This is a genomic window from Trabulsiella odontotermitis, assembly GCF_030053895.1.
In the GTDB taxonomy this organism is placed as follows: domain Bacteria; phylum Pseudomonadota; class Gammaproteobacteria; order Enterobacterales; family Enterobacteriaceae; genus Trabulsiella; species Trabulsiella odontotermitis_C.
In genome coordinates this window covers 2,899,662-2,925,711 of the sequence record NZ_CP125781.1, presented here as the reverse complement: position 1 = coordinate 2,925,711, position 26,050 = coordinate 2,899,662, and the positions used below count along the sequence as shown (strand labels likewise).

Sequence of the window (26,050 nt, the reverse complement as noted above, 5' to 3'; positions counted from 1 at the left end):
CCCTTAATGAACGAAGCGGTATGTGATCGGATTCTAAGAATCTTCCGCGCAGAAAAAATAACCCAGATTAACTACTTACCGTGCGGGTTGCGGGTACTTTGACCCGCGAAATTACGCATCAGAAGTGCATAATCCAGCACCAGTTCTTCCGGTACCGGCAGCCAGACGGTGTAACCATCGCCCGGCGCGATCGGCATCGTTTCACCTTTCGCGTTTTCCATGTGCTCCAGCGTAAAGTTGACGTTGCCCTGCGGTGTCATCAGCTCAAGGCTGTCGCCCACGCTGAACTTGTTTTTCACCGCTACAGCGGCCAGTGCGCCGTTACGCTCGCCGGTGAACTCGCCGACAAACTGCTGACGCTCGGAAACCGAATAACCATATTCGTAGTTCTGATAATCGTCATGGGTGTGACGGCGCAGGAAACCTTCGGTATAACCGCGATGCGCCAGCCCTTCCAGCGTTTCCAGCAGGCTGGTATCAAACGGTTTACCGGCGGCGGCGTCGTCGATGGCTTTGCGATAAACCTGCGCGGTACGGGCACAGTAGTAGAAGGATTTGGTGCGGCCTTCGATTTTCAGCGAGTGAACGCCCATATGCGTCAAACGCTCAACGTGTGCAATGGCGCGCAGATCTTTCGAGTTCATGATGTAGGTGCCGTGTTCGTCTTCGAACGCGGTCATGTATTCGCCCGGGCGCTGCGCCTCTTCAATCATAAACACCTTGTCCGTTGGCGCGCCGATGCCCAGCGTCGGCTCCACGTTCTGCACCGGAATCGGCTCATATTTATGCACGATGTTGCCGACGTCGTCCTCTTTACCTTCCTGGACGTTATATTCCCAGCGGCAGGCGTTAGTGCAGGTGCCCTGGTTTGGATCGCGTTTGTTGATGTAGCCGGAGAGCAGGCAGCGGCCGGAATAGGCCATACACAGCGCGCCGTGAACGAAGATTTCGATCTCCATGTCCGGCACCTGATTGCGGATCTCTTCGATTTCTTCCAGCGACAGTTCGCGGGAGAGGATCACGCGGGTCAGGCCCATCTGCTTCCAGAATCTCACGGTTGCCCAGTTAACGGCGTTGGCCTGGACGGAAAGGTGGATGGACATCTCCGGGAAGTGCTCGCGTACCAGCATAATCAGCCCCGGATCGGACATAATCAGCGCATCCGGTCCCATTTCCACCACTGGTTTCAGATCACGAATGAACGTTTTCAGCTTGGCGTTATGCGGCGCGATGTTAACCACCACGTAGAATTTTTTGCCGAGCGCATGAGCTTCGTTAATGCCAAGCTGAAGGTTTTCGTGATTGAATTCGTTGTTGCGTACACGCAAGGAGTAGCGCGGCTGGCCCGCATAAACGGCATCGGCGCCATAGGCAAACGCGTAACGCATATTTTTCAGCGTTCCCGCCGGGGAAAGGAGTTCCGGTTTAAACATGATTTTCTCGTTCTGATGACAGGTCAGATCCGCGTCACACGGTGAAGCGGCAGGGGAGTACCCTTACATTTAGGGCCGGAATTGTAGCGCCGGGTCGCAGGGGAGTAAACCGAAGATTCTAGCCGATACGGCAGGCGTCCGCCTCCCAGCGATAACCAACACCATACACGGCGCGAATGAATGACTGCTCAGCATCCAGCGCCTCCAGTTTACGGCGCAGGTTTTTGATGTGGCTGTCGATGGTGCGGTCAGTCACTACGCGGTAATCGTCGTACAGGTTGTTGAGCAGTTGCTCGCGGGAGAAGACTTTCCCCGGCTCGCTGGAGAGCGTTTTCAACAGGCGAAATTCGGCGGGGGTTAAATCCAGCAACTTGTTCTGCCATGACGCCTGAAAACGGCCTTCATCAACAATCAGCGGGCTTTCGGCATCCAGCGCCTGCAACTCACGCTTCGGTTTGCAACGACGCAAAATGGTCTTCACGCGGGCGACCACTTCGCGCGGGCTGTAGGGTTTGCAGATGTAGTCGTCAGCGCCAATTTCCAGCCCCAGCAGGCGGTCGATTTCTTCAATTTTGGCGGTCACCATCACCACCGGCACTTCCGAGAAACGACGAATTTCGCGACACAGCGTCAGGCCGTCGGTGCCGGGCAGCATCAGATCCAGCAGGATGAGATCGGGCGGCGTCTGATGCACATACGACAGCACTTTGTCGCCATGACTGATAAGCGTCGGCGCGTAGTTCGCCGCCTGCAGATAGTCGATCAGCAACTGCCCCAGCTTGGGTTCATCTTCCACGATCAAAATCCGTGGTGCGTTGTCATCAATGGGTAGCGTGGTCATACGTCTCTCGGTAAATCGCGTTCCAACGGTAGCTCTACTTTAATGCTAACCCCGCCAAAAGGCGAATGCGTGGCGTTGAGCGTGCCGCCGTGCGCCTCGACGATGTTCATGCAAATCGCCAGACCCAGGCCGGAGCCGCCGCTGGCGCGATTGCGCGACCCTTCGGTACGGTAAAAGCGCTCGCAAAGTAAATTCAGCTGTTCGTCAGTGACGCCGGGCGCGCTGTCGGCGAAATCAATGGTGACGGTATGATTTTCCGTCACTGCGCTAATCAGCAGCTTACCGCCGCTGTCGGTGTAGCGCAGGCTGTTTTCCAGCAGGTTGTTGAAGAGTTGCATCAGGCGGTCGCGGTCACCGAACACGGTGATGGTTTCCGGCAGCGAAAAGGCGATGGACAGCCCGCGGCTGGCAAACCGTTCGCGGAAAGCGCCCGCCGCCATCTCCAGCAGCGTCACCACATCAACGGTGGCTTTCTGGTACGCCAGCGCGCCTTCGTCGGACATTGACAACTGGTGCAGGTCTTCCACCAGTTTAGTCAGCGTGGCGACTTCCGCCTGCAATGACGCGACGGACTCCGGCGTAAACTGACGCACGCCATCCTGAATGGCTTCCAGTTCACCGCGCAGTACCGCCAGCGGGGTGCGCAGCTCGTGGGAAATATCGGCCATAAAATCGCGACGCATCTGTTGATTGCGTTCCAGCGTGCTGGCGAGCTGGTTAAAATCCTGCGCCAGTTTTCCCAGCTCATCAGCACCGGTGGCGGTGACGCGGGTGGAAAAATTCCCTGCCGCCAGCTGATGGGTACCTTCCACCAGCCGTTTCACTGGCGCCAGCAGACCACGAGCCAGCGGGAAGGTCGCCAGCGCCGCCAGTAGCGTGGAGAGCGCGACGATGAGCCAACTGGTGCGCTTTTGCTGACGGTCGAAATTGATGTCGGTGTTGCGCGTCAGGCGCTCAACGGGGGAGGCGATCACCGCGCCCACCTCGGCACCGTTGACGACAATCGCGCGCCGGGTGCCATCCGGTGGAACGGGCGCGCGCGGGCCAACTAACACATGGGCATCCTGATCAACTACCCAGAATTGCGTCCGCCAGCCGTGCGGCGGCATGCCAGGACCGGGGCGATCATCGCCCCCATCGTGCTCGAGCGAGCGCAGTATCTGGAAGACAAAGCGATCATTATTGCGCAAAAAACGCCAGTTGCCGTGCAGCGCATACTGCTCGCCGAGCGCATCGCCCAGCAGTTGCAGGCGCTGTTCGTTGCCGCGCTTGATGTAATCAATAAAGCCGTGTTCAAAGCTCAGCCGCACCGCCCAGTGCATGGTGACCAGCAGTACAATGCAGGTGGCAAAAATAGCGAGAAACAGTTTACCGGTGATCCCCGGACGCCAGAATTTCACGATTCCCTCCTTTTACGTCGGTTTATCACCACGTTTTTGGTGATGTCGTCGGGGACATGCCTGAAAATCAGTGCCGGCAGCGCAATGATCACCGCCATGCTGAGGTAGGTGTAGAGAAAAATATGATGCGTGGCGCTGGTGTCGGTAGCGACATGTTGCTGACCATAAAGCCCGAGCAACAACCCGGCGACGGTGACGCCAATACTCATCGACAACTGCATGATCATCGACAACAGGCTGTTGCCGCTGCTGGCATATTCGTCCGGTAAATCTTTCAGCGTCATGGTGTTCATGGTGGAGAAGCGGGTGGAGTTCACCATTCCCTGCACAAACAGCACCACCGGCAGCAGGTAATACCAGCCCAGCAGCGCAACCGTCATGAACAGCAGGCTGACCAGCGCCAGCCCCAGCGTTGACGCCACCAGCACCCGGCGATAACCGAAGCGGTTGACCACCTGCACGATAATACGTTTCATGCCCATGCTGCCAATGACCATCGGGATCATCATCAACCCGGCATGAAACGGCGAGAAGCCAAGGCCGATTTGCAGGAATACCGGCGTCATAAACGGCAGCATGCCGCTACCGATACGCCCGGCGAAGCTGCCGCCAAGCCCAAGAGAAAACGTCGGCGTACGGAACAGCTTGAGGCTGAACAGCGCCGTGTCGTTGTCACGCGCATGCCAGAGATAAAACAGAATGGAAAACAGCCCGACGGTGACCAGTATGCCGAGCATCAGTGGCGACAGACCGAGTCCTTTTTGCCCGTCGAGCGCCAGCGTCAGTGTCGCCATGCCAATCACCAGCAAAATAAAGCCCGACACATCAAAGCGCCGCGTCTGCAACGTGTAGTTGGGCATCAGCATCAGTGTGGCAATCGCGCCAATAATCCCGACCGGAATATTGATGAGAAAAATCCAGTTCCAGGAGGCGTATTCCACCAGGATCCCGCCGAGGGCCGGTCCCATCAATGGCCCTACCTGTCCGGGAAGCGTCACGAAGGTCATCGCCGCCATGTACTGATCGCGCGGGACGATTTTCATCACCGTTAAACGCCCGACCGGCACCATCATCGAACCGCCCACGCCCTGCAACACACGGGCCATCACCAGCTCATTCAGCGTACTGGATTGCGCGCAGAACAACGAACCGGCGGTAAACAGGACAATGGCGGTGAAAAAGACGTTTCGCACACCGACGCGGTCAGCGAGCCAGCCGCTGGCAGGCAGCATCACGGCGACGGTCAGGACATACGAGACAATCACCATATGCATGTGCAACGGATTCTCCCCGAGGCTTTTCGCCATCGAGGGGAGGGCAGTGTTGACGATAGTGGTATCCAGCGACTGCATAAAGAAGCCGAAGGCCACAATCCATAGCTGCCAGCGAACGCTACGCGGAAGATCTACCATGTTCACCCGGTCACAGGTTGTCGGGGTTTGCGGGCAAAGCGCAAACGCAGACGATCAAAGAAAAGATACACCACCGGCGTGGTGTACAGCGTCAGTAGCTGGCTCATCACCAGGCCACCCACAATGGTAATCCCCAGCGGCTGGCGCAGTTCGGAGCCATCGCCGCCGGATAACACTAACGGCAACGCGCCAAACAGCGCCGCCAGCGTGGTCATCATAATCGGCCGGAAACGCAACAGGCAGGCCTGAAAAATAGCCTCCTCAGGCGACAGATTGCCGGTGCGTTGCGCCTCAAGCGCAAAGTCGACCATCATGATGGCATTCTTTTTGACGATACCAATAAGCAGCATGATACCAATCAGGGCGATTAAGCTAAATGGGGCGCCGAAAAGTTGTAACGCCAGCAGCGCGCCGACTCCCGCCGACGGCAGCGTGGAAAGAATGGTCAGCGGGTGTACATAGCTCTCGTACAGGATCCCCAGCACGATATAGACCGTCGCGATGGCGGCCAGAATCAGGATCACCTGCGATTGCATCATCGACTGGAAAACCTGCGCCGTGCCAGCAAAACTGCCACGCACGCTTGATGGTACACCCAGTTGCGTCATCGTGCGTTCAATGGCTGCGCTGGCATCAGACAGCGATTTCCCGGTCGGCAGGTTAAAGGAGACGGTGGAGGCAGCGGAAAGCCCCTCATGATTCACCGACAGCGGCGCGTTGGCAGGCTGCCATTTGGCAAAATACGAGAGCGGAATTGCTTTGCCGTCGTTATTAATCACGAACATCTGATTCAGCGCACTGACGTCCTGGGTGTAGACCGGATCCACCTCCATCACCACTTTGTACTGGTTCAGCGGTTGATAAATGGTCGAGATCTGACGCTGGCCGAAGGCGTTATTCAGCAGGCTGTTTGCCGCTTCCACGTTGATGCCAAGCCGCGACATGGTTTCACGATCGTAAACCAGATCCATCTCGGCGCCGTTGTCATCGCTGTCGGAGTTGACGTCTGCCAGTTCCGGCAACGCCGCCAGCGCCCGGCGGATTTTCGGCTCCCACTCTCGTAGAGCGGCGAGGTCATCTGACAGCAGGGTATACTGATAGCTGGCGTTGGCCTGACGCCCGCCCACGCGGATATCCTGCACCGCCATCAGAAACAGATTCGCCCCGGGCTCTTTCGCCAGCTTAACGCGTAGCCTGTCGATCACCTGCTGTGCGGTTTCCTGACGCTGGTCGCGGGATTTCAGGGTGATAAACATCATGCCACTGTTGACCCGCGAGCCGCCGGTAAAACCAGTGACGTTATCAACGGCGGGATCTTCACGGATGATTTTCATGAAGTCCTGAAGTTTGCCGCGCATGGCCTGGAAAGAGATGCTCTGATCTGCCCGAATACCGCCCATCAGCACGCCGGTATCCTGCTCCGGAAAGAAGGTTTTCGAAATGGAGATGTAAAGCCAGATATTGAGCGCAATGGTGCCCAACAGCACCACCCCGACCAGCCGGGTATGGTTCAGCACCCAGCGCAGCGAGCGGCCATACCCCTGCTGCATCGCTACCAGCATCCGGCCAAAACCGCGTTTGCGCACCGGCTGGTGCGCCTTATGGCTTTTCAGCAGCCAGCCGCACATCATGGGCGTCAGGGTTAATGATACCGCCAGCGAAATCCCGATCGCGACCGATAGCGTCACCGCAAACTCACGCAATAACCGGCCCGGCAGTTCGCCCATCAGCAGCAGCGGTAAAAAGACCGCCACCAATGACAGGCTCATCGACAGAACGGTAAAACCAACTTCCCGGCTCCCCTGAAGCGCGGCCTGCAACGGTTTTACCCCCGCTTCAAGGTGCCGTGAGATATTCTCCAGCACCACAATCGCGTCATCGACCACAAACCCGGTGGCGATCGTCAGTGCCATCAGCGACAGGTTGTTCAGGCTGAAGCCGCATAAATACATGGCGGCAAACGTGCCGATCAGCGAAACAGGCACCGCCACCGCCGGGATCAGCGTTGCACGCCCGGAGCGTAAAAAGAGGAACACCACGAGGATCACCAGCGCGACGGAGATCACCAGCGTTTGTTCCACTTCTTCCAGCGAGGCGCGAATGGTGGGAGAGCGGTCCTGGGCAATCTGCAGGTCAATGGCGGCGGGAATGGTCTCTTTGAGTTCCGGCAAGCGGGCGCGGATCGCATCCACGGTCTGAATGATGTTGGCTTCCGGCAGCTTGCGGATCATTAACAGAATGGCCGGCTTAGCGTTGGTCATCCCGGCGTTACGCACGTCCTGCACCGAATCGCTGACCGTCGCCACATCACCCAGACGCACTGCCGCGCCATTGTTGTAATGAACGATGAGCGGTTTGTATTCATCGGCGGTTTTGAGTTCATCGTTGGTGGCAAGCTGCCAGCGATGGCTGCCATCTTCAATCGCCCCCTGTGGTTTACGCACGTTGGCACTGCTGATGGCGCTACGAACGTCATCCAGTGAGACGCCCTGGTGGAACAGCGCCTGCGGGTTGAGATCGACACGCACCGCGGGCAGCGAACTGCCACCGACGTCAACGTCGCCCACGCCGTCGATTTGCGCCACCGTCTGCGCTAACTGCGTTGAGGCGAAATCGTACAGTTCGCCCTGTGAGTAGGTGTCTGACGTTAGTGTCAGGATCATGATCGGCGCGTCAGACGGGTTGGCTTTTCGGTAGGTCGGGCGGCTCGGCATACCGGTTGGCAACAGACTTTGCGAGGCATTAATCGCCGCCTGCACGTCGCGTGCCGCGCCGTTGATGTCTTTATTGAGGTCGAACTGCAGGATGATGCGGGTGCTGCCAAGTGAGCTGGTGGAGGTCATTTCGTTGACCCCGGCGATGCGCCCTAATGACCGCTCCAGCGGCGTGGCGACGGACGAGGCCATGGTTTCCGGCGAAGCGCCGGGCAGCGAGGCACTGACCATGATCACCGGGTAATCCACCTGCGGCAGCGGGGCGACCGGCAACAGCCGGAACCCCAGCACGCCGCACAGGGTGATGGCGAGCGAGATAAGGATCGTCGCCACCGGGCGGTAAATGAAGAGGGCGAAAAACTTCATTTACGCCTCCTCTTCACGTTTCGGGAAACGGCTCTTCAGGTGCAGCGACAGACGGTCAAACAGCAGGTAGATAACCGGCGTGGTGAACAACGTTAACACCTGGCTGACCAGCAGACCGCCGACCATGCCGATCCCCAGCGGACGACGCAGTTCAGCGCCGACGCCAGTACTCAGCATCAGCGGCAGGGCGCCGAGCAGCGCCGCCAGGGTGGTCATCAGAATCGGACGGAAACGCAACAAACAGGCCTGGTAGATCGCCTCGCGCGGCGCCATACCCTGTTCGCGTTCGGCGGCCAGCGCAAAGTCGATCATCATGATGGCGTTTTTCTTCACGATACCGATCAGCAAGATAATGCCGATGATGGCGATCACGTCCAGTTCGCTGCCGGAGAGCAGCAACGCCAGCAGCGCGCCAACGCCCGCCGTGGGCAGCGTCGACAGAATAGTTATCGGGTGAATAAAGCTTTCATACAGGATGCCGAGCACGATATACATCGCCACAATCGCGGCGACCACCAGCCAGACGGTGCTGCTGAGCGCCGACTGAAACGCCAGTGAGCTGCCCTGGAATTCGGTACGAATATCGGCGGGCAGGTTCAGCGTTTTCTCAGCGCTCATGATGGCGTCGACGGCGTCACCCAGCGAAGAGCCCTGCGCGACGTTGAACGAAATGGTGGTCACCGGGAACTGATCAAGATGGTTCACCGACAGCGGCGTAAAACGCTGCTCAACGTTAGCGATGGCTGTCAGTGGCACGCTGCCGCCACTGCTACTGGTGAGGCGAATGTTGTCCAGCGCCGCCAGCCCCGGCGTTTCACTGGTGTCATGCTCCAGCACCACGCGATACTGGTTAGACTGGGTGTAAATCGTCGAGATCAGCCGCTGACCAAAGGCGTTATACAGCGCGTTATCGACATCCGCCATTGAAATACCGAGACGGCTGGCGCTGTCGCGATCAACGTTAACATACGCCGCCAGCCCTTTGTCCTGCCAGTCGCTGCTGACATCGGCCAGTTGCGGCAATGCCTGCAATTGCGTCATCAGCTGTGGCACCCAGGTGCTGAGCGCATCCAGCGAGTTCGCCTGCAACGTAAACTGATACTGCGTGCGGCTGACGGTGGTGTCGATGGTGAGATCCTGCGCCGGTTGCAGATAGAGGTCGACGCCTGGAATGCCGTCGATCTCGCGTTGCAGACGGCGGATGACGGTCTGCACGCGGTCATCACGCTGCGCCAGCGGCTTGAGGTTAATTTGCAGACGCGCACTGTTCAGCGCCGGGTTAGTGCCGTCAACGCCGACAAACGTAGTCATGCTTTCCACGGCGGGATCACTGAGGATTTTATCCGCGGCCTGCTGCTGGCGCTGCGCCATGCTGGCGAAGGAGACTGATTGCGGTGCCTGCAACGTGCCCTGAATAATGCCGTTGTCCTGTACCGGGAAAAAGCCTTTCGGGATAAAAATCCACAGCAAAACAGAGAGTACCAGCGTTGCCAGCGCCACGCCCAGCGTCAGCCATGGATGGTTAAGTACCTTCGCCAGCCAGCGGCCGTACCCGGCAATAACGTTATCAAAGAAGCGCTCGCTGGCACGCGAAAAACGGTTTTGCTTGCGCAGTGATTCGTGGCTCAGCATGCGCGCGCACATCATCGGCGTCAGCGTCAGCGAGACGATGGCAGAGATTAAAATCGCCACTGCGAGGGTAACGGCAAATTCGCGGAACAGACGCCCCACGATATCGCCCATAAACAGCAGCGGGATCAGCACGGCAATCAGCGAGAAGGTCAGTGAAATGATGGTAAAGCCGATCTCCCCGGCCCCTTTCAGCGCGGCGGCCAGCGGTTTTTCGCCTTTTTCGATATAACGCGAGATGTTCTCGATCACCACGATAGCGTCATCAACCACGAACCCGGTGGCGATGGTGAGCGCCATTAGCGTCAGGTTGTTGATCGAAAAATCGAGGAACACCATTACCGCAAACGTACCGACCAGCGACAGCGGGACCGCCACGCCAGGAATGATGGTGGCGGGGATGTTGCGCAGGAACAGATAGATAATCATGACCACCAGCGCGATAGCCAGCATCAGCTCAAACTGCGTGTCGCTGACCGACGCGCGAATGTTTGTGGTGCGATCGGACAAGACTTTCACCTGCACCGATTTCGGCAGGCTTTCTGTCAGTTGCGGCAGCATCTGGCGGATGCTGTCGGCGGTATCGATGATATTCGCGCCCGGCTGGCGCTGGACGTTCATCACAATCGCCTGTTTTTTGTTGGCCCACGCCCCCAGCCAGCTGTTTTCCGCGCCCTGTTCGACGGTCGCCACGTCGCCAAGGCGAATGGCGGCACCGTTCTGATAGGCAATGATTAACTGGCGGTACTCTTCGGCGGATTGCATTTGGTCGTTCGCCGACAGCGTCACCGCGCGCGCCGGGCCGTCAAGACTCCCCTTCGCCGAGTTGACGTTAGCGCTGGTAATCGCCGTACGTACCGTCTCGCTGGTCAGCCCCTGCGCGGCGATGGCCTGCGCGTTAAGTTTCACCCGCACCGCCGGACGCTGGCCGCCAGCAAGGGAGACGAGACCCACGCCATTGACCTGTGAAATCTTCTGCGCGACGCGGGTTTCGACCATGTCTTCCACCTGGGTCATCGGCATGGCGGAAGAGGTAACGGCGAGCGTCATGATCGGCGGATCGGCAGGGTTAACTTTGCTGTAGACAGGGGGATTGGGTAAATCGTCTGGTAGCAGATTGGTTGCTGCATTGATAGCGGCCTGCACCTCCTGCTCAGCGACATCCAGCGGCAGCGTCAACTGAAACTGCAGGGTGACCACCGAAGCGCCGCCGGAACTTTGCGACGACATTTGTTTGAGACCGGACATCTGCCCGAACTGCCGCTCAAGCGGCGCGGTAATGGCTGATGTCACCACATCCGGGCTGGCGCCAGGATACAACGTAACCACCTGAATCGTCGGGTAATCGACCTCCGGCAGGGCAGAGACCGGCAGGAAGCGATAGCCAATCACCCCGGCGAGCAAAATCGCCACCATCAACAGCGTGGTGGCAACAGGACGCATGATAAACAGGCGGGACGGGCCGCCCGTGCTGCCCGGTGGTAATACCTGCATCAGGAGCGTGCTCCTTTCTGTCCATAGTCGCGCGCGGTCGGTTTTTCTGCCGGGGCTGCGGTGGTGCTGTGCGCTTCCACCACTTCCACTTTCGCGCCTTCCGTTAGCCGGTCGATCCCGTCGGTGACCACGCGATCGCCTGCGGATAACCCGGCACTGATCACCACTTTCTGGCTGTCCTGAATGCCCGGAGTGACGTTGTGCTTGCTGACTTTATTGTCCATATTCAGTACCCAGACGAAGTGACCGTCGTTCCCCATTTGCAGCGCGGCGGTGGGGATCACTACGGCGTTTTGTTCGGTATCCACCAGCATGCGCGCGTTGACGAACTGGTTGGGAAACAGCGCGTCGTCTTCGTTGTTAAAGCGTGCTTTCAGTTTGATGGTGCCGGTGGTAGCGTCAATCTGGTTGTCAAGACTCAGCAGGGTACCCGCGCTCAGTTTCTGCTTATTGGTGCGATCCCACGCTTCCACTGTCAGGGTTTTCCCGGCTTTTTGCGCCTGAACGATAGTAGAGATGTCGTTCTCCGGCAGGGTAAAGACCAGATCGACAGGATGCGTCTGGGTCAGCACCACAATACCGTTGGTATCGCTGGTGGAGATCTGGTTGCCGATATCCACCTGTTTTAAACCGACACGACCATCAATGGGGGCGGTAATGCGCGTCCAGTCGAGCTGTAACTGCGCACTGGCGACGTTTGCTTCATCAGCCTTAACGGTGCCCTGACTTTCGCTGACCAGCGATTGTTGGGTGTCGAGTTCCTGGCGGGAGACGAGGCTGGTTTTCACCAGTTGCTGATAACGCGCCAGATCGCGGCGTGCATTGGCGAGGGTAGCGGTGTCTTTTGCCAGCTGGCCCTGCGCCTGTGCCAGCGCCACTTTAAACTGGCTGGGATCGATTTCCGCCAGCAGATCGCCCGCTTTTACCTGTTGGCCCTCCTGGAAGTGAATCGCCAGTAACTGGCCTTCAACCCGGCTACGAACGGTCACGGTGTTGGCCGCGGTGACGGTGCCAAGCCCGGTGAGATAACGGGGGACGGATTCGCTGGTGGCGGTCGCCGCCTGGACGGGCGCCAGCGCGCCGCCAAAACGTCCGCCTCTGCGTGCCCCTGCGGCAGGCTTTTGCCCCTGTTCTTTAGCGGTGGGCGTGGTCGTATCCGGTGCGGAACGACTGTACCAGTAGCCCGCAGCGGCAATCACCACCATCACGGCCAGTGCGCTTCCCCAGCGGGTTTTCTTACTGCCTTTCATCGTTATCGACTCTCATCCTGAAACGTGTCGGAGATGATACTAGTTTAGTCATCGCGCTCCCCGGAAAAATGGAGGAAATATGAAACACCGTCAGGATTCGTCTGAGAAGCAGTCAATATCAGCGTTTTACGAGACGCCTCGCAAGGCGGAAGGAAAGCTGAGCAGGAAACCCGCGTTGCGCGCTAAAGTGCGTACCGGCAGGGAGGTCAGGCTGAAAGGATTTCAGCAAGGGGCTGAAACGGGAAAGCCCCTCCCGAGGAAGGGGCCTTCAGAAGGAAAGGGCATATGATGAAGCTCGTCATCATACTGGTGATACTCTTAGTTATAAGTTTCACAGCTTACTAAGACACCAGGGGGAGGATACTCCTCCCTTTCCCTTATCCCTCCACGTTAAGACGATTACGCGGCGGAGTCAATCCCCGCTTTCCCGAGGCGGATCGTGAAATCAGGCAAAGACAACCTGTGCCCAGCGCGCCAGCCCGGCGGTCACCGAACCGAAATCATCGCCACCGGCGACCGGAATGCCGGGAAGCTGTTCGCTCAGCGCTTTACGGATCAGCGGCGAGCGCGCGCTGCCACCGGTCAGGTAGATGACGTCCGGGCGAACGTTGCTGTTATCAAGAGCTAACTGTACCTGTTCCAGGATGCGCGCCAGTGGCTGGTTCAGCGCAGCTTCCAGACCGGCCTGGTTGATGTCCGTTGCCAGTGATTCGCTGATAAACGGCAGGGCAGTGGTAATTTCCTGGCGGTCGGAGAGGGCGATTTTGCTCTCTTCGGCGCTGCGTACCAGCCGGTAGCTCAGACGTTGTTGCCAGACCTTTAACAGTAATGCGACTTTTTCAGCATCGCGCGCGTCGCGAACCATATCGCGCAGTGCACGACCATTAGCGCTGCTGTAGAAATCACTTTGTGCGGGTACGTCGTTGATGGCAACCGCATTCCACCACGGCAGTACTGGCAACGCGATACCTTTCTCCGTTTCGCCACCCATACCCAGCAACGGCATCAGGCATTTGAATGCCAGCGCGATGTCCAGATCGTTACCGCCGATGCGACAACCGCTGTGGCCGAGCAGGCTTTGCGCGCGATCCTGACGGTGACGCCATGTCGGCCCCATCAGCAACAAAGAACAGTCGGTGGTACCGCCACCGATATCCACCACTAACACGCGTTTTTCTTCTGTCAGCGTGGCTTCGAAGTCGAGCCCGGCGGCGACCGGTTCATACTGAAAGACCACGTCGCGAAAACCGGCACGTTTTGCCGCGCGTTCAAGGATCCCCTGCGCCTGTTGGTTGGCCTCTTCGCCGCCCAGTCCCTGGAAGTTAATCGGGCGGCCAATCACCGCCTGGTCGATGCTTTCCGGCAACTGCGTCTGTGCCTGCTGTTTGATATGCAGCATCATTGCGCAAACCAGATCCTCAAACAGTGCCACCTGCTGCGGCTTCAGACCGCTGGCGCCCAGGAACGATTTCGGTGATTTGACGAACCAGACTTCTTCAGGATCGTCCATATACTGTTTCAGCGAGGCGAGACCGAACTGCACACTATTTTGCAGCACCTCAATGTCTTCATCGCGATTGAACGTAATCGCCCGACGCAACAGCGCCTGGGTTTCATCACCCATTAACGGCACATCATGATGGCGGTACAGCCATTCACTGACTGCTTCGCGCGTGGGCGCGCAGAGCATCGACGGCAACAGAGTGCTACCGTTTTCCATGGTGAGCAGTCGCGGGCTGCCGTCCTGCATGACCGCCACCGAACAGTTTGCGGTGCCGTAATCAAAACCAATAAACACGTCACTTATCCCCATGCCAGTGAAGAAAGGGTGGCGACTTTAGCGGAATGTGGCGACGACGACAACTGGAATATAAAAGCAAGGCATCCTGTCGTCGTGACGTATATGCTTTAGCCACTGATAAAGGAGCGTTTATGTATACACTGCGCTGGCTACCGCCTTATGACTGGGACTGGATGTTTGGCTTTCTGAAGATGCGTGCCGTTGAGGGCGTTGAAGTGTTCAGCGACGGGCGCTATACCCGTAGTTTTGCGCTCGACGGTCATCGGGGGCTGATGACGCTTGCGCCGGACGAACACACCCGGACGCTGCGGGTCACGCTGAGCGACGGATTGTTGCCGGTTGCCGAACAGTGTCTGGCGCGGGTCGAACGCTTGCTGGATTTGCGCTGTGATCCGCAGGTGGTTTCCCGGGCGTTAGGGCCGCTTGGTGCGCCGCGTCCGGGGTTGCGTCTGCCTGGCGCGCTGGATGCATTTGAGCAGGGGATTCGGGCGATCCTGGGGCAACTGGTGAGCGTCAGCATGGCGGCGAAACTGACTTCAAAAGTGGTACATGCCTGCGGGGAGCCGCTGGAAAACGCGCCGGGGTTTTATTGCTTCCCGACGCCGCAGCAACTGGCGCAAGCCGATCCGCTCCGTCTGAAAACGCTCGGCATGCCGTTGAAGCGCGCTGAGGCGCTGATTCATCTGGCGAACGCAACGCTGAGCGGTGAACTCCCGCTGATGGCGCCCGATAACATCGAGCAGGGGATGAAGTCTCTGCAATCGTTTCCCGGCATTGGCCGCTGGACGGCAAACTATTTTGCCCTGCGCGGCTGGCAGGCCAAAGACGTGTTTTTGCCCGATGATTACCTGATCAAGCAGCGTTTTCCCGGCATGACGCCCGCGCAAATTCGCCGTTATGCCGAGCGCTGGCAGCCGTGGCGCTCGTACGCCCTGTTGCACATCTGGTACACCGACGACTGGGCGCCGGACATCAGTTAATCGCGAAATAACTGCTGTGCAGAACCAGCTCCAGCGGCTGGTTTTGTGAGATGGTGTCGCCGAAAATCATATCAATGCCGATACCCGACAGCGTGTCCATCACCAGCGATTCGTTGGTCGGGCCGGCGATAGTTTTCATTCCCAGCCGGTGCGCGTGACCGTGCACGATGGTCGCCATCATTTCATCCATCAGATTGAGATGCACGTTTACCACCGAGTCAGCGTCGAGCATGATGTAGTCGGCGGTATCCGGTGTCAGGCGGTTAAAGATATCCAGATCCTGGCCCGGATGGCTGAGAATGAGTTTGCAGCCCACCTGGCGTAACCGCCGAATGCTTTGCGCCATTGTCGGATCCTCACTGAGCAGGCAGTCGCTGCTGATGACAAAATGCAGCAGCCTGGCAGGTATCTTGCTTTCCGTCAGCTGACCGAGCAGCTCGTCAATCAACGGCGCGCTGGCGAGGCTGGTTGATGATAACGGTAAGGTCACGCCGATGCCTTTTGCCGCCACTTTTTGCGCCCACTGGAGGAAGAATTCAGCGAGCAACCGGCGGTCCAGCGCCCGCAACAGTTCGCTTTCGGACAGGCTGTTGCGGAATGCTTTCTCTTCCAGCATTTCACCTTCGCTGGTCCACAGGCGCAGCGACAGCAACCAGAAGTGGCTGGCTTCCGGAGTACGTGGCGAGGCGACACTACGGGCCATAAACACCAGATGGTTCTCTTTGATGATGCGCCATTTCTCATCCTGCGTCAGGGTACTGCGCGCAGGCTGGTTTGCCTGTTGCGATTCGTACACCGTCACCATGCCGCGCCCGCTGTTTTTCGAGGTATAACAGGCGATATCGGCCTGTGACATCACCTCGGACGCCACGTTATTGCTCTCATCAATCAGCGTGACCCCGGCGCTGGCACCAACGCGGTGGGTACGATCTTCCCAGTGGAACTGGTAATCATTGATAGCCGTAATGATGCGCGTCGCGGTATAGCGTGCGCTCTCGATGTTGCAGTCCGGCAGAAGCAGGCCAAACTCATCGCCGCCCAGACGCGCCAGGATGTCGCTGGTGCGTAACATGCTGAGCATCAGTGCCGACAACTCGCGCAGCAGGGCATCGCCTGCCGCGTGCCCGGCGGTGTCGTTAACGGCTTTAAAACGATCGAGATCGATAAACACCAGCGCATGTTTTTGATGTGTTTCCTGCACGTTGTGCAGCAGCCGTTTGAGATGATTTTCAAAGCTGACGCGATTGCCCAGTTGCGTCAGCGCATCGTGGGAGGCGCTGTAACTGAGCTGACGCAGCATTTTGCGCGACTCGGTCACGTCCTGGATGACCAGTACGGTGCCGATGTTATGTCCGTCCAGGGTGCTGAGCGGCGTAATGCTGTAGTGAATATCGTAGCTGCCGCCGTGACGGCTGTGCAGCACCAGATCCTGTTCAATGTCTGAACGCGAGAAGTCACCGCTGTAGATGTTTTCCATCAGCGGGCCGTTGTCGCCAAAGGTGATATGCAGCACGTTGAGCAGCGGCTGTTTTAGCGCCTGTTCCTGCGTCCAGCCACTCATGTTTTCCGCCACCGGATTCATAAAGGTGACGTTCATATGGATGTCGGTACACAGCACGGCTTCGCCGATGGAATCAAGGGTGATGTGCAGGCGTTCTTTCTCCTGAAACAGCGCTTCGTTGAGCTGTTTTACCTCGGTCATATCCATACTGATACCGAGCAGGCGTTCCACTTCGCCATTTTTATTCAGAACGCGGTTGGCGAGCGAGCGGATATGGCGAATGCCGTCCTTCACCTGAATGCGAAACTCCAGCTTGAACGGCGAACGGGCGCGCAGGGCGTTGCGAATGGTCTGCTCGGCATGAGGGCGATCTTCTTCCAGCACGCAGTTGTACCACAGCTTCCAGGTGGGTTTGAGGTGCGACGGCACGTCATACATCTCAAACATGCGCTTATCCCAGCTGATCACGTCCGGCTCCAGCTCCCATTCCCAGATGCCAATCCCGCCGGCTTCGTTGGCGAGGGTAATGCGCTCCATCAGCCGTTTGTTCACCCATTCGGTGTGTTTGAGATCGTTAATATCTTCAATCTGGGCGATGAAATAGAGCGGCGAACCGTCGGCGTGTCGCACCAGCGACACCGCCAGCAGCGCCCATACCACGTCCCCTTTGCGGGTGTAGTAACGCTTTTCCATCGAATAGCTGTTGATGTCGCCCTTCGCCAGCAAATCGAGCTGGACGAGATCACTATTCAGATCTTCAGGCCAGGTCAGTTGTTGAAAGGTCAGCGCCCGCAGTTCGTCCTGGCTGTAACCCAGAAACTGGCACAGCGCTTTGTTAGCCTGCAGCCACTGGCCTTCGGTGCCGACCAGCGCCATGCCGATCGCTGAATATTCCATCGCATTGCGGAAACGCGCCTCGCTTTCGGTGATGTGTTTACGTTCGGCGCGAAAGGCGTACATCACCATGGTCATGACGTTGGCGGGTAACAGAATCATCAGGAACGGCAGCCAGGCCGCATTGTTCAGCGCGTAGGTGTGCGGCGCGGTAATGATGTCGGGATCGGCGGCCATCATCAGCGACACCATCATCACCGTCAGCAGAAAAACCAGAAAGGCTTCGATGCGCGGCAGACGAATCGCGCTCCACATCAACAGCACAATTACACAGGTGAAAGGCCAGGGCAGCCAGTGTATCGCCAGACCGCTCAGCGCCAGCGTCACGGCGAGCGTGATTAGCGTTTCCAGCAGCAGTCGCGGATCACGGTGGCGCAACAGATAGTGCGATTTAAACAGCAGCCCCAGAGGAACCAGCGCCAGGGCACCAATGGTTTCTGACAGCACCCAGACGATGATCGTTTGCAGTGGTTTATCGCCGGGGATCAGCAGCCAGACCAGAAGCGCGCCAAACAGGGGGGGGATCACCGCGCTGCCGATAGCCAGCCGTATCCAGTCGTTGAGATTCTGCAGCGGATTATAGTTCGGCAGCAGCTTACGCAGCAGTACCGCGCCCAACAGCGCTTCGGCAATATTTATCGCCACATAGCCCAGGTTGGCGGCAGCGACGGGAAACAACACTAATGAGGCAGCGATATTACCAGCGGAGCAGACGAGGGCAATCGTCGGCCAGTATTTTCCGGCATGGCGGTAAAAGGCGACCATCATGATTGAGGTCGGGAACCACAGCGGCGCGAGCAGGGTGCCAAAGCGGGTCAGCTCAAGCGAAAAAAGTGTAAAGATGAACGTCACGAGTCCCAGGCTGGCAAAATGCAGCAGAGGACGGGCCGGAGTGACGAATACACGATGGTATGGTTTCTTCATTACTACAATCCGCGTAGCTTTCCCGCCAGGAGCAAGCCCGGACGACTGAACGATTATCTGAAGTTATGCTAGTACAAACAATTTACAATTCCTATTGTGGTTGTTCATATTTTGACAGCGTCGAGATATTAATTACTTAGAATGGTCGAAAACTGCCGATGCTGCATTAAAACCAGGCATAAAAATTTGCACTAAGGCGGATATTACGCGTTTCTGTATTTGCTTTGGCAGATCCGCAAGCATGACTGGTATCGGCGCGTTGAAATCCCTATAATTGCCGCGTTTGACGCTCCGGCGTCGCCCTTCCAAAACTCCAGGTTAATCAGGTCGCAAAAATATATGACTGAGAAGTCTCATCAGTGCGTCATCGTAGGTATCGCAGGCGCATCGGCATCCGGAAAAAGTCTTATTGCCAGTACGCTTTACCGCGAATTACGTGAACAGGTTGGTGATGAGCACATTGGCGTCATTCCTGAAGACAGCTATTACAAAGATCAAAGTCATCTGTCGATGGAAGAACGTGTCAAAACCAACTACGACCATCCGAACGCGATGGATCACAACCTGCTGTTCCAGCATCTGCAAATGCTCAAGCGCGGCAATCCCATCGAACTCCCGGTTTACAGCTACGTTGAACACACCCGCATGGAAGAGACGGTTCACGTCGTGCCGAAAAAAGTCATCATCCTTGAAGGTATTCTGCTGTTGACTGATGCGCGTCTGCGCGAAGAAATGAACTTCTCCATTTTTGTGGATACCCCACTTGATATCTGCCTGATGCGCCGCATCCGTCGCGACGTAAACGAGCGCGGGCGTTCGATGGACTCGGTGATGGCGCAGTACCAGAAAACGGTGCGCCCGATGTTCCTGCAGTTTATTGAGCCGTCAAAGCAGTACGCGGATATCATCGTGCCGCGCGGCGGTAAAAACCGCATTGCGATTGATATCCTGAAAGCGAAAATTAGCCAGTTTTTTGAATAAACCCCGTGAATTGTGTAACGTTCAGAGAGAATCTGTTTAGCCCTTATGCCCTGAAACGGTAAGGGCGCGATGCACGAAAGGAGAATGCGCATGCGTCTGTGTGACCGAGATATAGAAGCCTGGCTGGACGAAGGCCGCCTGTCGATTACCCCGCGTCCGCCCGTTGAGCGTATCAACGGCGCCACCGTGGATGTCCGTCTGGGCAATAAATTCCGCACCTTTAGTGGTCATACCGCGGCGTTTATCGACCTGAGCGGGCCGAAAGCGGAAGTGAGCGCGGCGCTGGATCGCGTCATGAGCGAAGAGATTGTGCTGGCTGAAGGTGACGCGTTTTACCTCCACCCGGGCGAACTGGCGCTGGCGGTGACGTATGAATCCGTCACGCTGCCTGCTGATCTGGTCGGCTGGCTGGACGGGCGCTCGTCGCTGGCGCGTCTTGGATTAATGGTTCACGTCACGGCGCACCGCATCGATCCCGGTTGGTCCGGGTGCATTGTGCTGGAATTCTATAACTCCGGTAAGCTGCCGCTGGCGCTGCGTCCGGGGATGCTGATCGGCGCGTTGAGTTTTGAACCGCTGTCCGGTCCGGCTGCGCGCCCGTATAACCGCCGTGAAGATGCGAAGTATCGTGATCAGCAGGGTGCTGTTGCCAGCCGTATTGATAAGGACTGAGTTCGCTCAGTTGTATTGAGGGTGCCATGAGACGACTTCTGACGACGCTGATGATTTTACTGGTGGTGATTATCGCCGGTCTCTCTGCGTTGGTGCTGTTGGTCAATCCTAATGATTTCCGCGCCTATATGGTGCGACAGGTCGAAACGCGAAGCGGCTATCAGTTACAACTCGACGGGCCGCTGCGCTGGCACGTCTGGCCGCAACTCAGCATTCTCTCCGGCAGAATGTCGCTCACCGCGCCCGGCGCCAGCGAACCGTTGGTGCGCGCGGATAACATGCGTCTTGATGTCTCGCTGTTGCCGCTGCTCTCTCACCAGTTGCAGGTGCGCCAGGTGATGCTGAAAGGGGCGGTGATCCAGCTCACCCCGCAGACAGAAGCGGTGCGCGGACAGGACGCGCCCGTCGTACCAAAAGAAAACACTTTGCCGGAAGTGGCGGAAGATCGCGGCTGGTCATTTGATATCGCGAAACTGAAAGTGGCGGACAGCGTGCTGGTGTTCCAGCACGACAGCGACGAGCTGGTGACCGTCCGTGACATCCGTTTGCAGATGGAGCAGGACGAACAGCATAAAGGTTCGATGGAATTTGCCGGCCGGGTCAATCGCGACCAGCGTGACCTGGCGCTCTCCTTCACCGCCGATATCGACGGCAGCGACTATCCGCACACCCTGTCGGCGAACCTGACCCAGCTTAACTGGCAGTTCCAGGGCGCGGATCTCCCGGCGCAGGGCATCACCGGTCAGGGTAGCCTGCTGGCTAGCTGGCAGGAAGAGAGCAAAACGCTCGGTTTCAGTAAGCTCAATCTGACGGCGAACGACAGTATCGTTACCGGTGAGGCGCATGTAGTGCTGGCGGACCGTCCTGAATGGGCGCTGGATCTGCAGTTCGACAAACTCAATCTGGATAATCTCCTGTCACCTGCCAGCGCCTCAACAAACAACAACGTGACGCAGCAGGGGCAAAGCCCGGTCAAGCAGCGCCCGGTGATTGCCGATGGCAATCCGCAGCCTGATTACAGCGGTTTACGGGGCTTTACTGCGGCCATCAAACTGAAAGCGAACCAGATCCTGTGGCGCGGCATGAATTTCAGCCAGGTGAGCGGCGATCTCAGCAACCAGTCGGGTTTGCTGACGATTGCCGAACTGCAGGGGCGGCTTGGCGACGGGCAAATCTCACTGCCAGGGACACTCGACGCGCGCCGCAATGACGTGCAGGTTGAGTTTCAGCCGAAGCTGGACAACGTTGAAATCGGCACCATTCTGAAAGCGTTTGATTACCCGATCCAGTTGACAGGCTCAATGACGCTCGCCGGGGATTTCAGCGGCAGCAAAATTGACGCTGATGATTTCCGCCGCAACTGGCAGGGCGAAGGGCACGTTGAGATGCTCAACACCCGCGCCGAAGGCCTCAACTTCCAGCAACTCGTGCAGCAGGCGGTAGAGCGCAGCGCCAACGTGCAGGCGCAGGAAAACTACGAAACAGCAACCCGACTGGATAAGCTCGCCAGCGATCTGCAACTCGACAATGGCGTACTGACGCTCAGCAATATGGACGGACAGTCCGCGTTGCTGGCACTGACCGGACAGGGTTCGCTGGACCTGATGAAAGAGCAGGGCGATATGCGTTTCAACGTTCGCGTGCTGGAAGGCTGGAAAGGCGACAGTAAGCTGGTGGAAATGCTGAAACAGACCGCCATCCCGCTGCGCGTGTACGGTCCGTGGGAGTCGCTGAACTACAGTCTGCAGGTCGACCAGGTGTTGCGTAAACAACTGCAGGATGAAATGAAGCGCCGGTTGAACGACTGGGCCGATAAGAACAAAGGAAGCCAGAGCAGTCAGGACGTGAAAAAGCTGCTGGAAAAACTGTGATGACCACCGGGCGGCGCTGAGCCGTCCGGTGGTTTTCAGACTTCGTAATCAGGCGTTTCTTGCGGTGGGAAAATCTGCACCCGCTGCACACGGTGGTTTTCCACCTCCAGCGTTTTCAGCGTAAAGCCATCCACGACCACTTCTTCTCCCGCCTGCGGCACCCGCTGCAGATGTTCCATCAGCAAACCAGCAATGGTGTGGTATTCCCGCTTCTCGTCGAGGGGAATTGGCACAAACTGCACCAGATCTTCCAGCGGCATATGGCCGTTAGCGGTCCAGCTGCCATCGGTATTTTTCTGGATATCATGCCGGGCGTCGATCTCTTCAGCCTCGTTAGGCAGATTCCCGGCGATGGTCTCTGTGACGTCGCTCAGCGTGACAATCCCTTCCACCGAACCAAATTCATCGACCACAAACGCAAAGTGAGTGCGTGCATTACGGAACTGCTCCAGCGCAGCCAGCAGTGGCAGTGTCTCCGGGAAGACCAGCGGCTGGCGAATCAGCACCCGCAGGTTGAGCGGCTCACCGCGCAGCGACTGTTGCAGCAGGTCGATGATGTGCACCACGCCCAGCAGATCTTCTTCATCGTCATTGCTGGTGACCACCAGACGGGTGTGCTGGTTTTTCTCCAGTAGCGCGCGGATCTCTGATTCCGGCGCGTTGAGGTCGATATGCTCAATGTCGTGGCGCGAGGTCATGATGCTGCTGACGGTGCGCTGATTGAGATTCAGCACGCGCTCGATCATCAACCGCTCCTGCGGGTTAAACAACTGGCTGTCGTTGTGGTCGGCAATCAGCGAGGCGGTCTCGGCATCCAGCTCCGCATCCTCTTTCTGCCCGCTTAACAGGCGCATGACTGCTTCCGTGGTGCGGGCGCGCAGCGACTGGTTCGCTGACAGGAAACGGCGGCGGTTGAAAATCGCCAGCTGATTGAGGGCTTCGATCATCACCGAGAAACCAATCGCCGCGTACAGATAGCCTTTCGGAATATGGAAGCCAAAACCGTCGGCAATCAGACTGAAGCCGATCATCAGCAGGAAGCTGAGACAGAGAATGACAATGGTCGGGTGGTTATTGACGAAGCGGGTGAGCGGCTTGCTGGCGAGCAGCATCAGGCTGATGGCGATAATCACCGCCGCCATCATCACCGCGAGGTGGTCAACCATCCCGACTGCGGTGATCACTGAATCCAGCGAGAAGACCGCATCCAGCACCACTATCTGCGTCACGACAGCCCAGAATTTTGCTCCTCGTCGCTGCGTCGGATTTTCGCTGTCTTTCCCTTCGAGCCTTTCATTTAATTCGACGGTGGCCTTAAACAACAGAAAGAGCCCACCAAACAGCATGATCAGGTCGCGGGCGCTGAAGCTGAGATCGCGAATGCTGAACAGCGGTTTAGTGAGGGTGACCAGCCAGGAGATAGAAGCCAGCAGCAGCAAACGCATCAACATCGCCAGAATCAGCCCTGTCACGCGGGCGCGGTCACGCTGCCCGGGCGGAAGCTTTTCAGCGAGGATGGCGATAAACACCAGATTATCAATACCCAATACCAGTTCGATGACAATCAGCGTCATCAGACCGGCCCAGATTGAGGGATCGGCGATCCATTCCATATACGGATTAATACCTTTCGTAACGTAAAAAAAATGACACAAGGAGATCATGGATAAAGCGGAGTTGAAATGCAATCTTTACCTGAGATTTATCTCAATAAACTAATTCCGCCGGTACCAATATAACCTTATTGTTTCAGGCATTTATTATCACCTTTTTGTATCGTTAAACGGAAATTTTCTTAGAGAAAAAGAACGCTCGCAAATTGTCAATATAAATAAAATCCTAAAAGTATAAAAATGAGCGCTTAATATTAATCTTAAAAACTCCATTTAGGGAGGTTGTTACCTTGCCTGATATTGGCTTAGCTGCAACAATTCTTCCAGCATATCGTGAGTAATAATCTTTTGCCTCTTTCATTGCTGTCATATGAAAGCCTGAAAATGATTTCACAATATGCCTCAGGAATATTCTCTGGTAAGCCCTGTGAAGCAGGGTTGTATCTTTTAATTATTTGATTTAACAGTGGATTGGTAACTGAAAGCCAAGGGCGGTAGCGTGCCTGAAGGCGTGACAACCTGCTTCGATTATTCTGTCAATAGCCTGCGAGTAAATAACGTCTTTTTTAGGATAGATACCAATTATATTGCGTTTCGATTAAATGCATTCTGCTTCAACTAAGAATGGAAAAAAGAACGTTATATTTTATTCGCACAGGATAATTTTCTGCCAAAGTGATAAATAATCAATGATGAAATCCAAACTAAAATTGATGCCATTATTGGTGTCGGTAACCTTCATGAGTGGTTGTACTGTCCTTCCCGGCAGCAATATGTCTACCTTCGGTAAAGACGTGATCAAACAGCAAGATGCTGATTTTGACATTGACCGAATGGTGAATGTTTATCCGCTGACCCCGCGACTGATTGACCAATTACGCCCTCGACCGAATGTGGCGCAACCCAATATGTCGCTGGATCAGGAGTTAAACAATTACCAGTACCGGGTAGGGCCGGGCGATGTCCTCAACGTGACGGTCTGGGATCACCCCGAACTCACGACCCCTGCGGGTCAGTACCGCAGCTCGAGTGACACCGGTAACTGGGTACAGCCTGATGGTTCAATTTTCTATCCGTACGTCGGCAAAGTGCAGGTGGCCGGGAAAACGCTGGCCGAAATTCGTTCACAGGTGACTTCGCGTCTGGCGGCCTATATCAATGACCCGCAGGTTGACGTTAACGTCGCCGCGTTCCGCTCGCAGAAAGCCTACGTCTCCGGGCAGGTGAATAAATCCGGGCAACAGGCAATCACCAACGTGCCGCTGACCGTACTGGATGCCATCAACGCCGCGGGCGGTCTGACAGAAGCCGCAGACTGGCGCAACGTGGTGCTGACCCATAATGGCCGTGAGCAGCGCATTTCGCTGCAGGCGCTGATGCAAAACGGCGATCTCAGCCAGAACCGGCTGCTCTACCCGGGCGACATTCTGTTCGTGCCGCGCAATGACGATCTGAAAGTCTTCGTGATGGGTGAAGTGAAGAAACAGAGCACCCTCAAAATGGACTTCAGCGGCATGACTCTGACCGAAGCGCTGGGCCAGGCGGAAGGCATCGACATGACGACTTCCAACGCCAGCGGCATCTTCGTGATCCGTCCGCTACAGCAGGACAAAAACGGCAAGATTGCCAACGTTTACCAGCTCGATATGTCCGATGCGACATCCCTGGTCATGGCCACCAACTTCGTGTTGCAGCCGTATGACGTGGTGTATGTCACGACCGCACCGGTTGCCCGCTGGAACCGTCTGATCAACCAGTTGCTGCCAACCATCAGTGGCGTTCGCTACATGACGGATACAGCAAAAGACATCCATACGTGGTAATGCGCATGTTTAACAAAATACTGGTCGTTTGCGTGGGAAACATCTGCCGTTCCCCGACCGCAGAACGTCTGCTGAAAACCTATCACCCTTCGCTGACCGTCGAGTCAGCGGGTCTGGGGGCGCTGGTGGGTAACGGGGCAGATGACTCAGCCGCGAGCGTCGCCGCTGCTCACAACATCTCGCTTGAAGGGCATTGCGCGCGGCAAATTTCCGGACGGATGTGTCGGGACTATGACCTGATCCTGACTATGGAAAAGCGGCACATTACGCGCCTGTGCGACATGGCCCCGGAGATGCGCGGCAAAGTCATGCTGTTCGGTCACTGGGATGATGAACGCGAAATCCCCGATCCGTACCGCAAGAGCCGTGACGCTTTCGAAGCGGTGTACTCCTTACTCGATCAGTCCGCCCGTCAGTGGGCACAGGCACTCAAAGCTCAGCAGGGATAACA

At 56.9% G+C, this 26,050-nt stretch carries 17 protein-coding genes; 7 read left to right on the top strand and 10 right to left on the bottom strand.

Translation table 11 applies throughout. The features are described from left to right. Positions 1-71: 71 nt before the first annotated feature. The 7 genes from trhP to QMG90_RS13990 form a co-directional block, all read right to left on the bottom strand. Positions 72-1,433, bottom strand: a complete 1,362-nt coding sequence (gene trhP / locus QMG90_RS14020) for a prephenate-dependent tRNA uridine(34) hydroxylase TrhP (protein WP_283280248.1) — start codon at positions 1,431-1,433, stop codon at positions 72-74. Positions 1,434-1,551: 118 nt separating this feature from the next. After that, the gene (baeR, locus tag QMG90_RS14015; RefSeq protein ID WP_038162797.1) at positions 1,552-2,274 is read right to left on the bottom strand and encodes an envelope stress response regulator BaeR; all 723 of its coding nucleotides are present in this window, start codon (positions 2,272-2,274) and stop codon (positions 1,552-1,554) included. Further along, positions 2,271-3,674: an envelope stress sensor histidine kinase BaeS gene (gene baeS, locus QMG90_RS14010; protein ID WP_283280247.1), complete on the bottom strand. Its 1,404-nt coding sequence runs from the start codon at positions 3,672-3,674 to the stop codon at positions 2,271-2,273. The genes baeR and baeS overlap by 4 nt, the downstream gene beginning before the upstream one ends. Then, positions 3,671-5,086 carry an MFS transporter gene (gene mdtD / locus QMG90_RS14005; RefSeq protein WP_283280246.1) on the bottom strand — a complete coding sequence of 472 codons (1,416 nt, stop codon included), beginning with the start codon at positions 5,084-5,086 and terminating at the stop codon, positions 3,671-3,673. Before mdtD ends, baeS begins: the two co-directional genes overlap by 4 nt. A 2-nt stretch (positions 5,087-5,088) precedes the next feature. Beyond that, the gene (gene mdtC, locus QMG90_RS14000) at positions 5,089-8,166 is read right to left on the bottom strand and encodes a multidrug efflux RND transporter permease subunit MdtC (RefSeq protein ID WP_283280245.1); all 3,078 of its coding nucleotides are present in this window, start codon (positions 8,164-8,166) and stop codon (positions 5,089-5,091) included. Then, the gene (locus tag QMG90_RS13995; RefSeq protein ID WP_283280244.1) at positions 8,167-11,289 is read right to left on the bottom strand and encodes an MdtB/MuxB family multidrug efflux RND transporter permease subunit; all 3,123 of its coding nucleotides are present in this window, start codon (positions 11,287-11,289) and stop codon (positions 8,167-8,169) included. Then, positions 11,289-12,539 carry an MdtA/MuxA family multidrug efflux RND transporter periplasmic adaptor subunit gene (locus tag QMG90_RS13990; protein WP_283280243.1) on the bottom strand — a complete coding sequence of 417 codons (1,251 nt, stop codon included), beginning with the start codon at positions 12,537-12,539 and terminating at the stop codon, positions 11,289-11,291. The genes QMG90_RS13995 and QMG90_RS13990 overlap by 1 nt, the downstream gene beginning before the upstream one ends. 285 nt (positions 12,540-12,824) lie before the next feature. On the opposite strand from QMG90_RS13990, the gene QMG90_RS13985 reads away from it, so the two are divergent. Further along, positions 12,825-12,884 carry a type I toxin-antitoxin system Ibs family toxin gene (locus QMG90_RS13985; protein ID WP_072171031.1) on the top strand — a complete coding sequence of 20 codons (60 nt, stop codon included), beginning with the start codon at positions 12,825-12,827 and terminating at the stop codon, positions 12,882-12,884. Positions 12,885-12,984: 100 nt separating this feature from the next. On the opposite strand, the gene yegD is transcribed toward QMG90_RS13985, so the two are convergent. Beyond that, positions 12,985-14,337 carry a molecular chaperone gene (gene yegD, locus QMG90_RS13980; protein WP_283280242.1) on the bottom strand — a complete coding sequence of 451 codons (1,353 nt, stop codon included), beginning with the start codon at positions 14,335-14,337 and terminating at the stop codon, positions 12,985-12,987. A 134-nt stretch (positions 14,338-14,471) separates the two neighbouring features. Here yegD and alkA point away from each other — a divergent pair, with 134 nt between their 5' ends. After that, positions 14,472-15,320 (top strand): DNA-3-methyladenine glycosylase 2, encoded by an 849-nt coding sequence (gene alkA / locus QMG90_RS13975; protein WP_283280241.1) that lies wholly within the window; start codon positions 14,472-14,474, stop codon positions 15,318-15,320. On the opposite strand, the gene QMG90_RS13970 is transcribed toward alkA, so the two are convergent. After that, complete coding sequence (locus tag QMG90_RS13970) at positions 15,313-18,639, bottom strand: diguanylate cyclase (protein WP_283280240.1); 3,327 nt, start codon at positions 18,637-18,639, stop codon at positions 15,313-15,315. The two genes, alkA and QMG90_RS13970, sit on opposite strands and share 8 nt — an antisense overlap. Before the next feature lie 339 nt (positions 18,640-18,978). Here QMG90_RS13970 and udk point away from each other — a divergent pair, with 339 nt between their 5' ends. The 3 genes from udk to asmA all read left to right on the top strand — a co-directional run bounded on the left by udk (position 18,979) and on the right by asmA (position 22,163). Then, a complete protein-coding gene (udk, locus tag QMG90_RS13965) occupies positions 18,979-19,620 on the top strand; it encodes a uridine kinase (RefSeq protein WP_054180260.1) in 642 nt (213 codons plus the stop codon). A 90-nt stretch (positions 19,621-19,710) separates the two neighbouring features. Further along, positions 19,711-20,292: a dCTP deaminase gene (gene dcd, locus QMG90_RS13960; RefSeq protein ID WP_038162824.1), complete on the top strand. Its 582-nt coding sequence runs from the start codon at positions 19,711-19,713 to the stop codon at positions 20,290-20,292. A gap of 26 nt (positions 20,293-20,318) precedes the next feature. Beyond that, complete coding sequence (gene asmA, locus QMG90_RS13955; protein WP_283280239.1) at positions 20,319-22,163, top strand: outer membrane assembly protein AsmA; 1,845 nt, start codon at positions 20,319-20,321, stop codon at positions 22,161-22,163. A gap of 35 nt (positions 22,164-22,198) precedes the next feature. Here the strand turns inward: asmA and QMG90_RS13950 are convergent, their stop codons facing one another. Further along, positions 22,199-23,776 (bottom strand): TerC family protein, encoded by a 1,578-nt coding sequence (locus QMG90_RS13950; RefSeq protein WP_283280238.1) that lies wholly within the window; start codon positions 23,774-23,776, stop codon positions 22,199-22,201. A gap of 689 nt (positions 23,777-24,465) precedes the next feature. Between QMG90_RS13950 and QMG90_RS13945 the strand changes: the two genes are divergently transcribed. Then, positions 24,466-25,599, top strand: coding sequence for a polysaccharide export protein (locus QMG90_RS13945; protein ID WP_283280237.1), 1,134 nt, complete (start codon positions 24,466-24,468; stop codon positions 25,597-25,599). A gap of 5 nt (positions 25,600-25,604) precedes the next feature. Then, on the top strand, positions 25,605-26,048 hold the full coding sequence (gene wzb / locus QMG90_RS13940; RefSeq protein WP_283280236.1) for a low molecular weight protein-tyrosine-phosphatase Wzb: 444 nt from the start codon (positions 25,605-25,607) through the stop codon (positions 26,046-26,048). Positions 26,049-26,050: the final 2 nt, after the last annotated feature.

Excerpts from the sequence above, each read along its gene's own strand:
- trhP (WP_283280248.1), bottom strand. The coding sequence starts at position 1,433 with ATGTTTAAACCGGAACTCCTTTCCCCGGCGGGAACGCTGAAAAATATG.
- baeR (WP_038162797.1), bottom strand. The coding sequence starts at position 2,274 with ATGACCACGCTACCCATTGATGACAACGCACCACGGATTTTGATCGTG.
- mdtD (WP_283280246.1), bottom strand. The coding sequence starts at position 5,086 with ATGGTAGATCTTCCGCGTAGCGTTCGCTGGCAGCTATGGATTGTGGCC.
- mdtC (WP_283280245.1), bottom strand. The coding sequence starts at position 8,166 with ATGAAGTTTTTCGCCCTCTTCATTTACCGCCCGGTGGCGACGATCCTT.
- QMG90_RS13995 (WP_283280244.1), bottom strand. The coding sequence starts at position 11,289 with ATGCAGGTATTACCACCGGGCAGCACGGGCGGCCCGTCCCGCCTGTTT.
- QMG90_RS13990 (WP_283280243.1), bottom strand. The coding sequence starts at position 12,539 with ATGAAAGGCAGTAAGAAAACCCGCTGGGGAAGCGCACTGGCCGTGATG.
- alkA (WP_283280241.1), top strand. The coding sequence starts at position 14,472 with ATGTATACACTGCGCTGGCTACCGCCTTATGACTGGGACTGGATGTTT.
- QMG90_RS13970 (WP_283280240.1), bottom strand. The coding sequence starts at position 18,639 with ATGAAGAAACCATACCATCGTGTATTCGTCACTCCGGCCCGTCCTCTG.
- udk (WP_054180260.1), top strand. The coding sequence starts at position 18,979 with ATGACTGAGAAGTCTCATCAGTGCGTCATCGTAGGTATCGCAGGCGCA.
- dcd (WP_038162824.1), top strand. The coding sequence starts at position 19,711 with ATGCGTCTGTGTGACCGAGATATAGAAGCCTGGCTGGACGAAGGCCGC.
- asmA (WP_283280239.1), top strand. The coding sequence starts at position 20,319 with ATGAGACGACTTCTGACGACGCTGATGATTTTACTGGTGGTGATTATC.
- QMG90_RS13950 (WP_283280238.1), bottom strand. The coding sequence starts at position 23,776 with ATGGAATGGATCGCCGATCCCTCAATCTGGGCCGGTCTGATGACGCTG.
- QMG90_RS13945 (WP_283280237.1), top strand. The coding sequence starts at position 24,466 with ATGATGAAATCCAAACTAAAATTGATGCCATTATTGGTGTCGGTAACC.
- wzb (WP_283280236.1), top strand. The coding sequence starts at position 25,605 with ATGTTTAACAAAATACTGGTCGTTTGCGTGGGAAACATCTGCCGTTCC.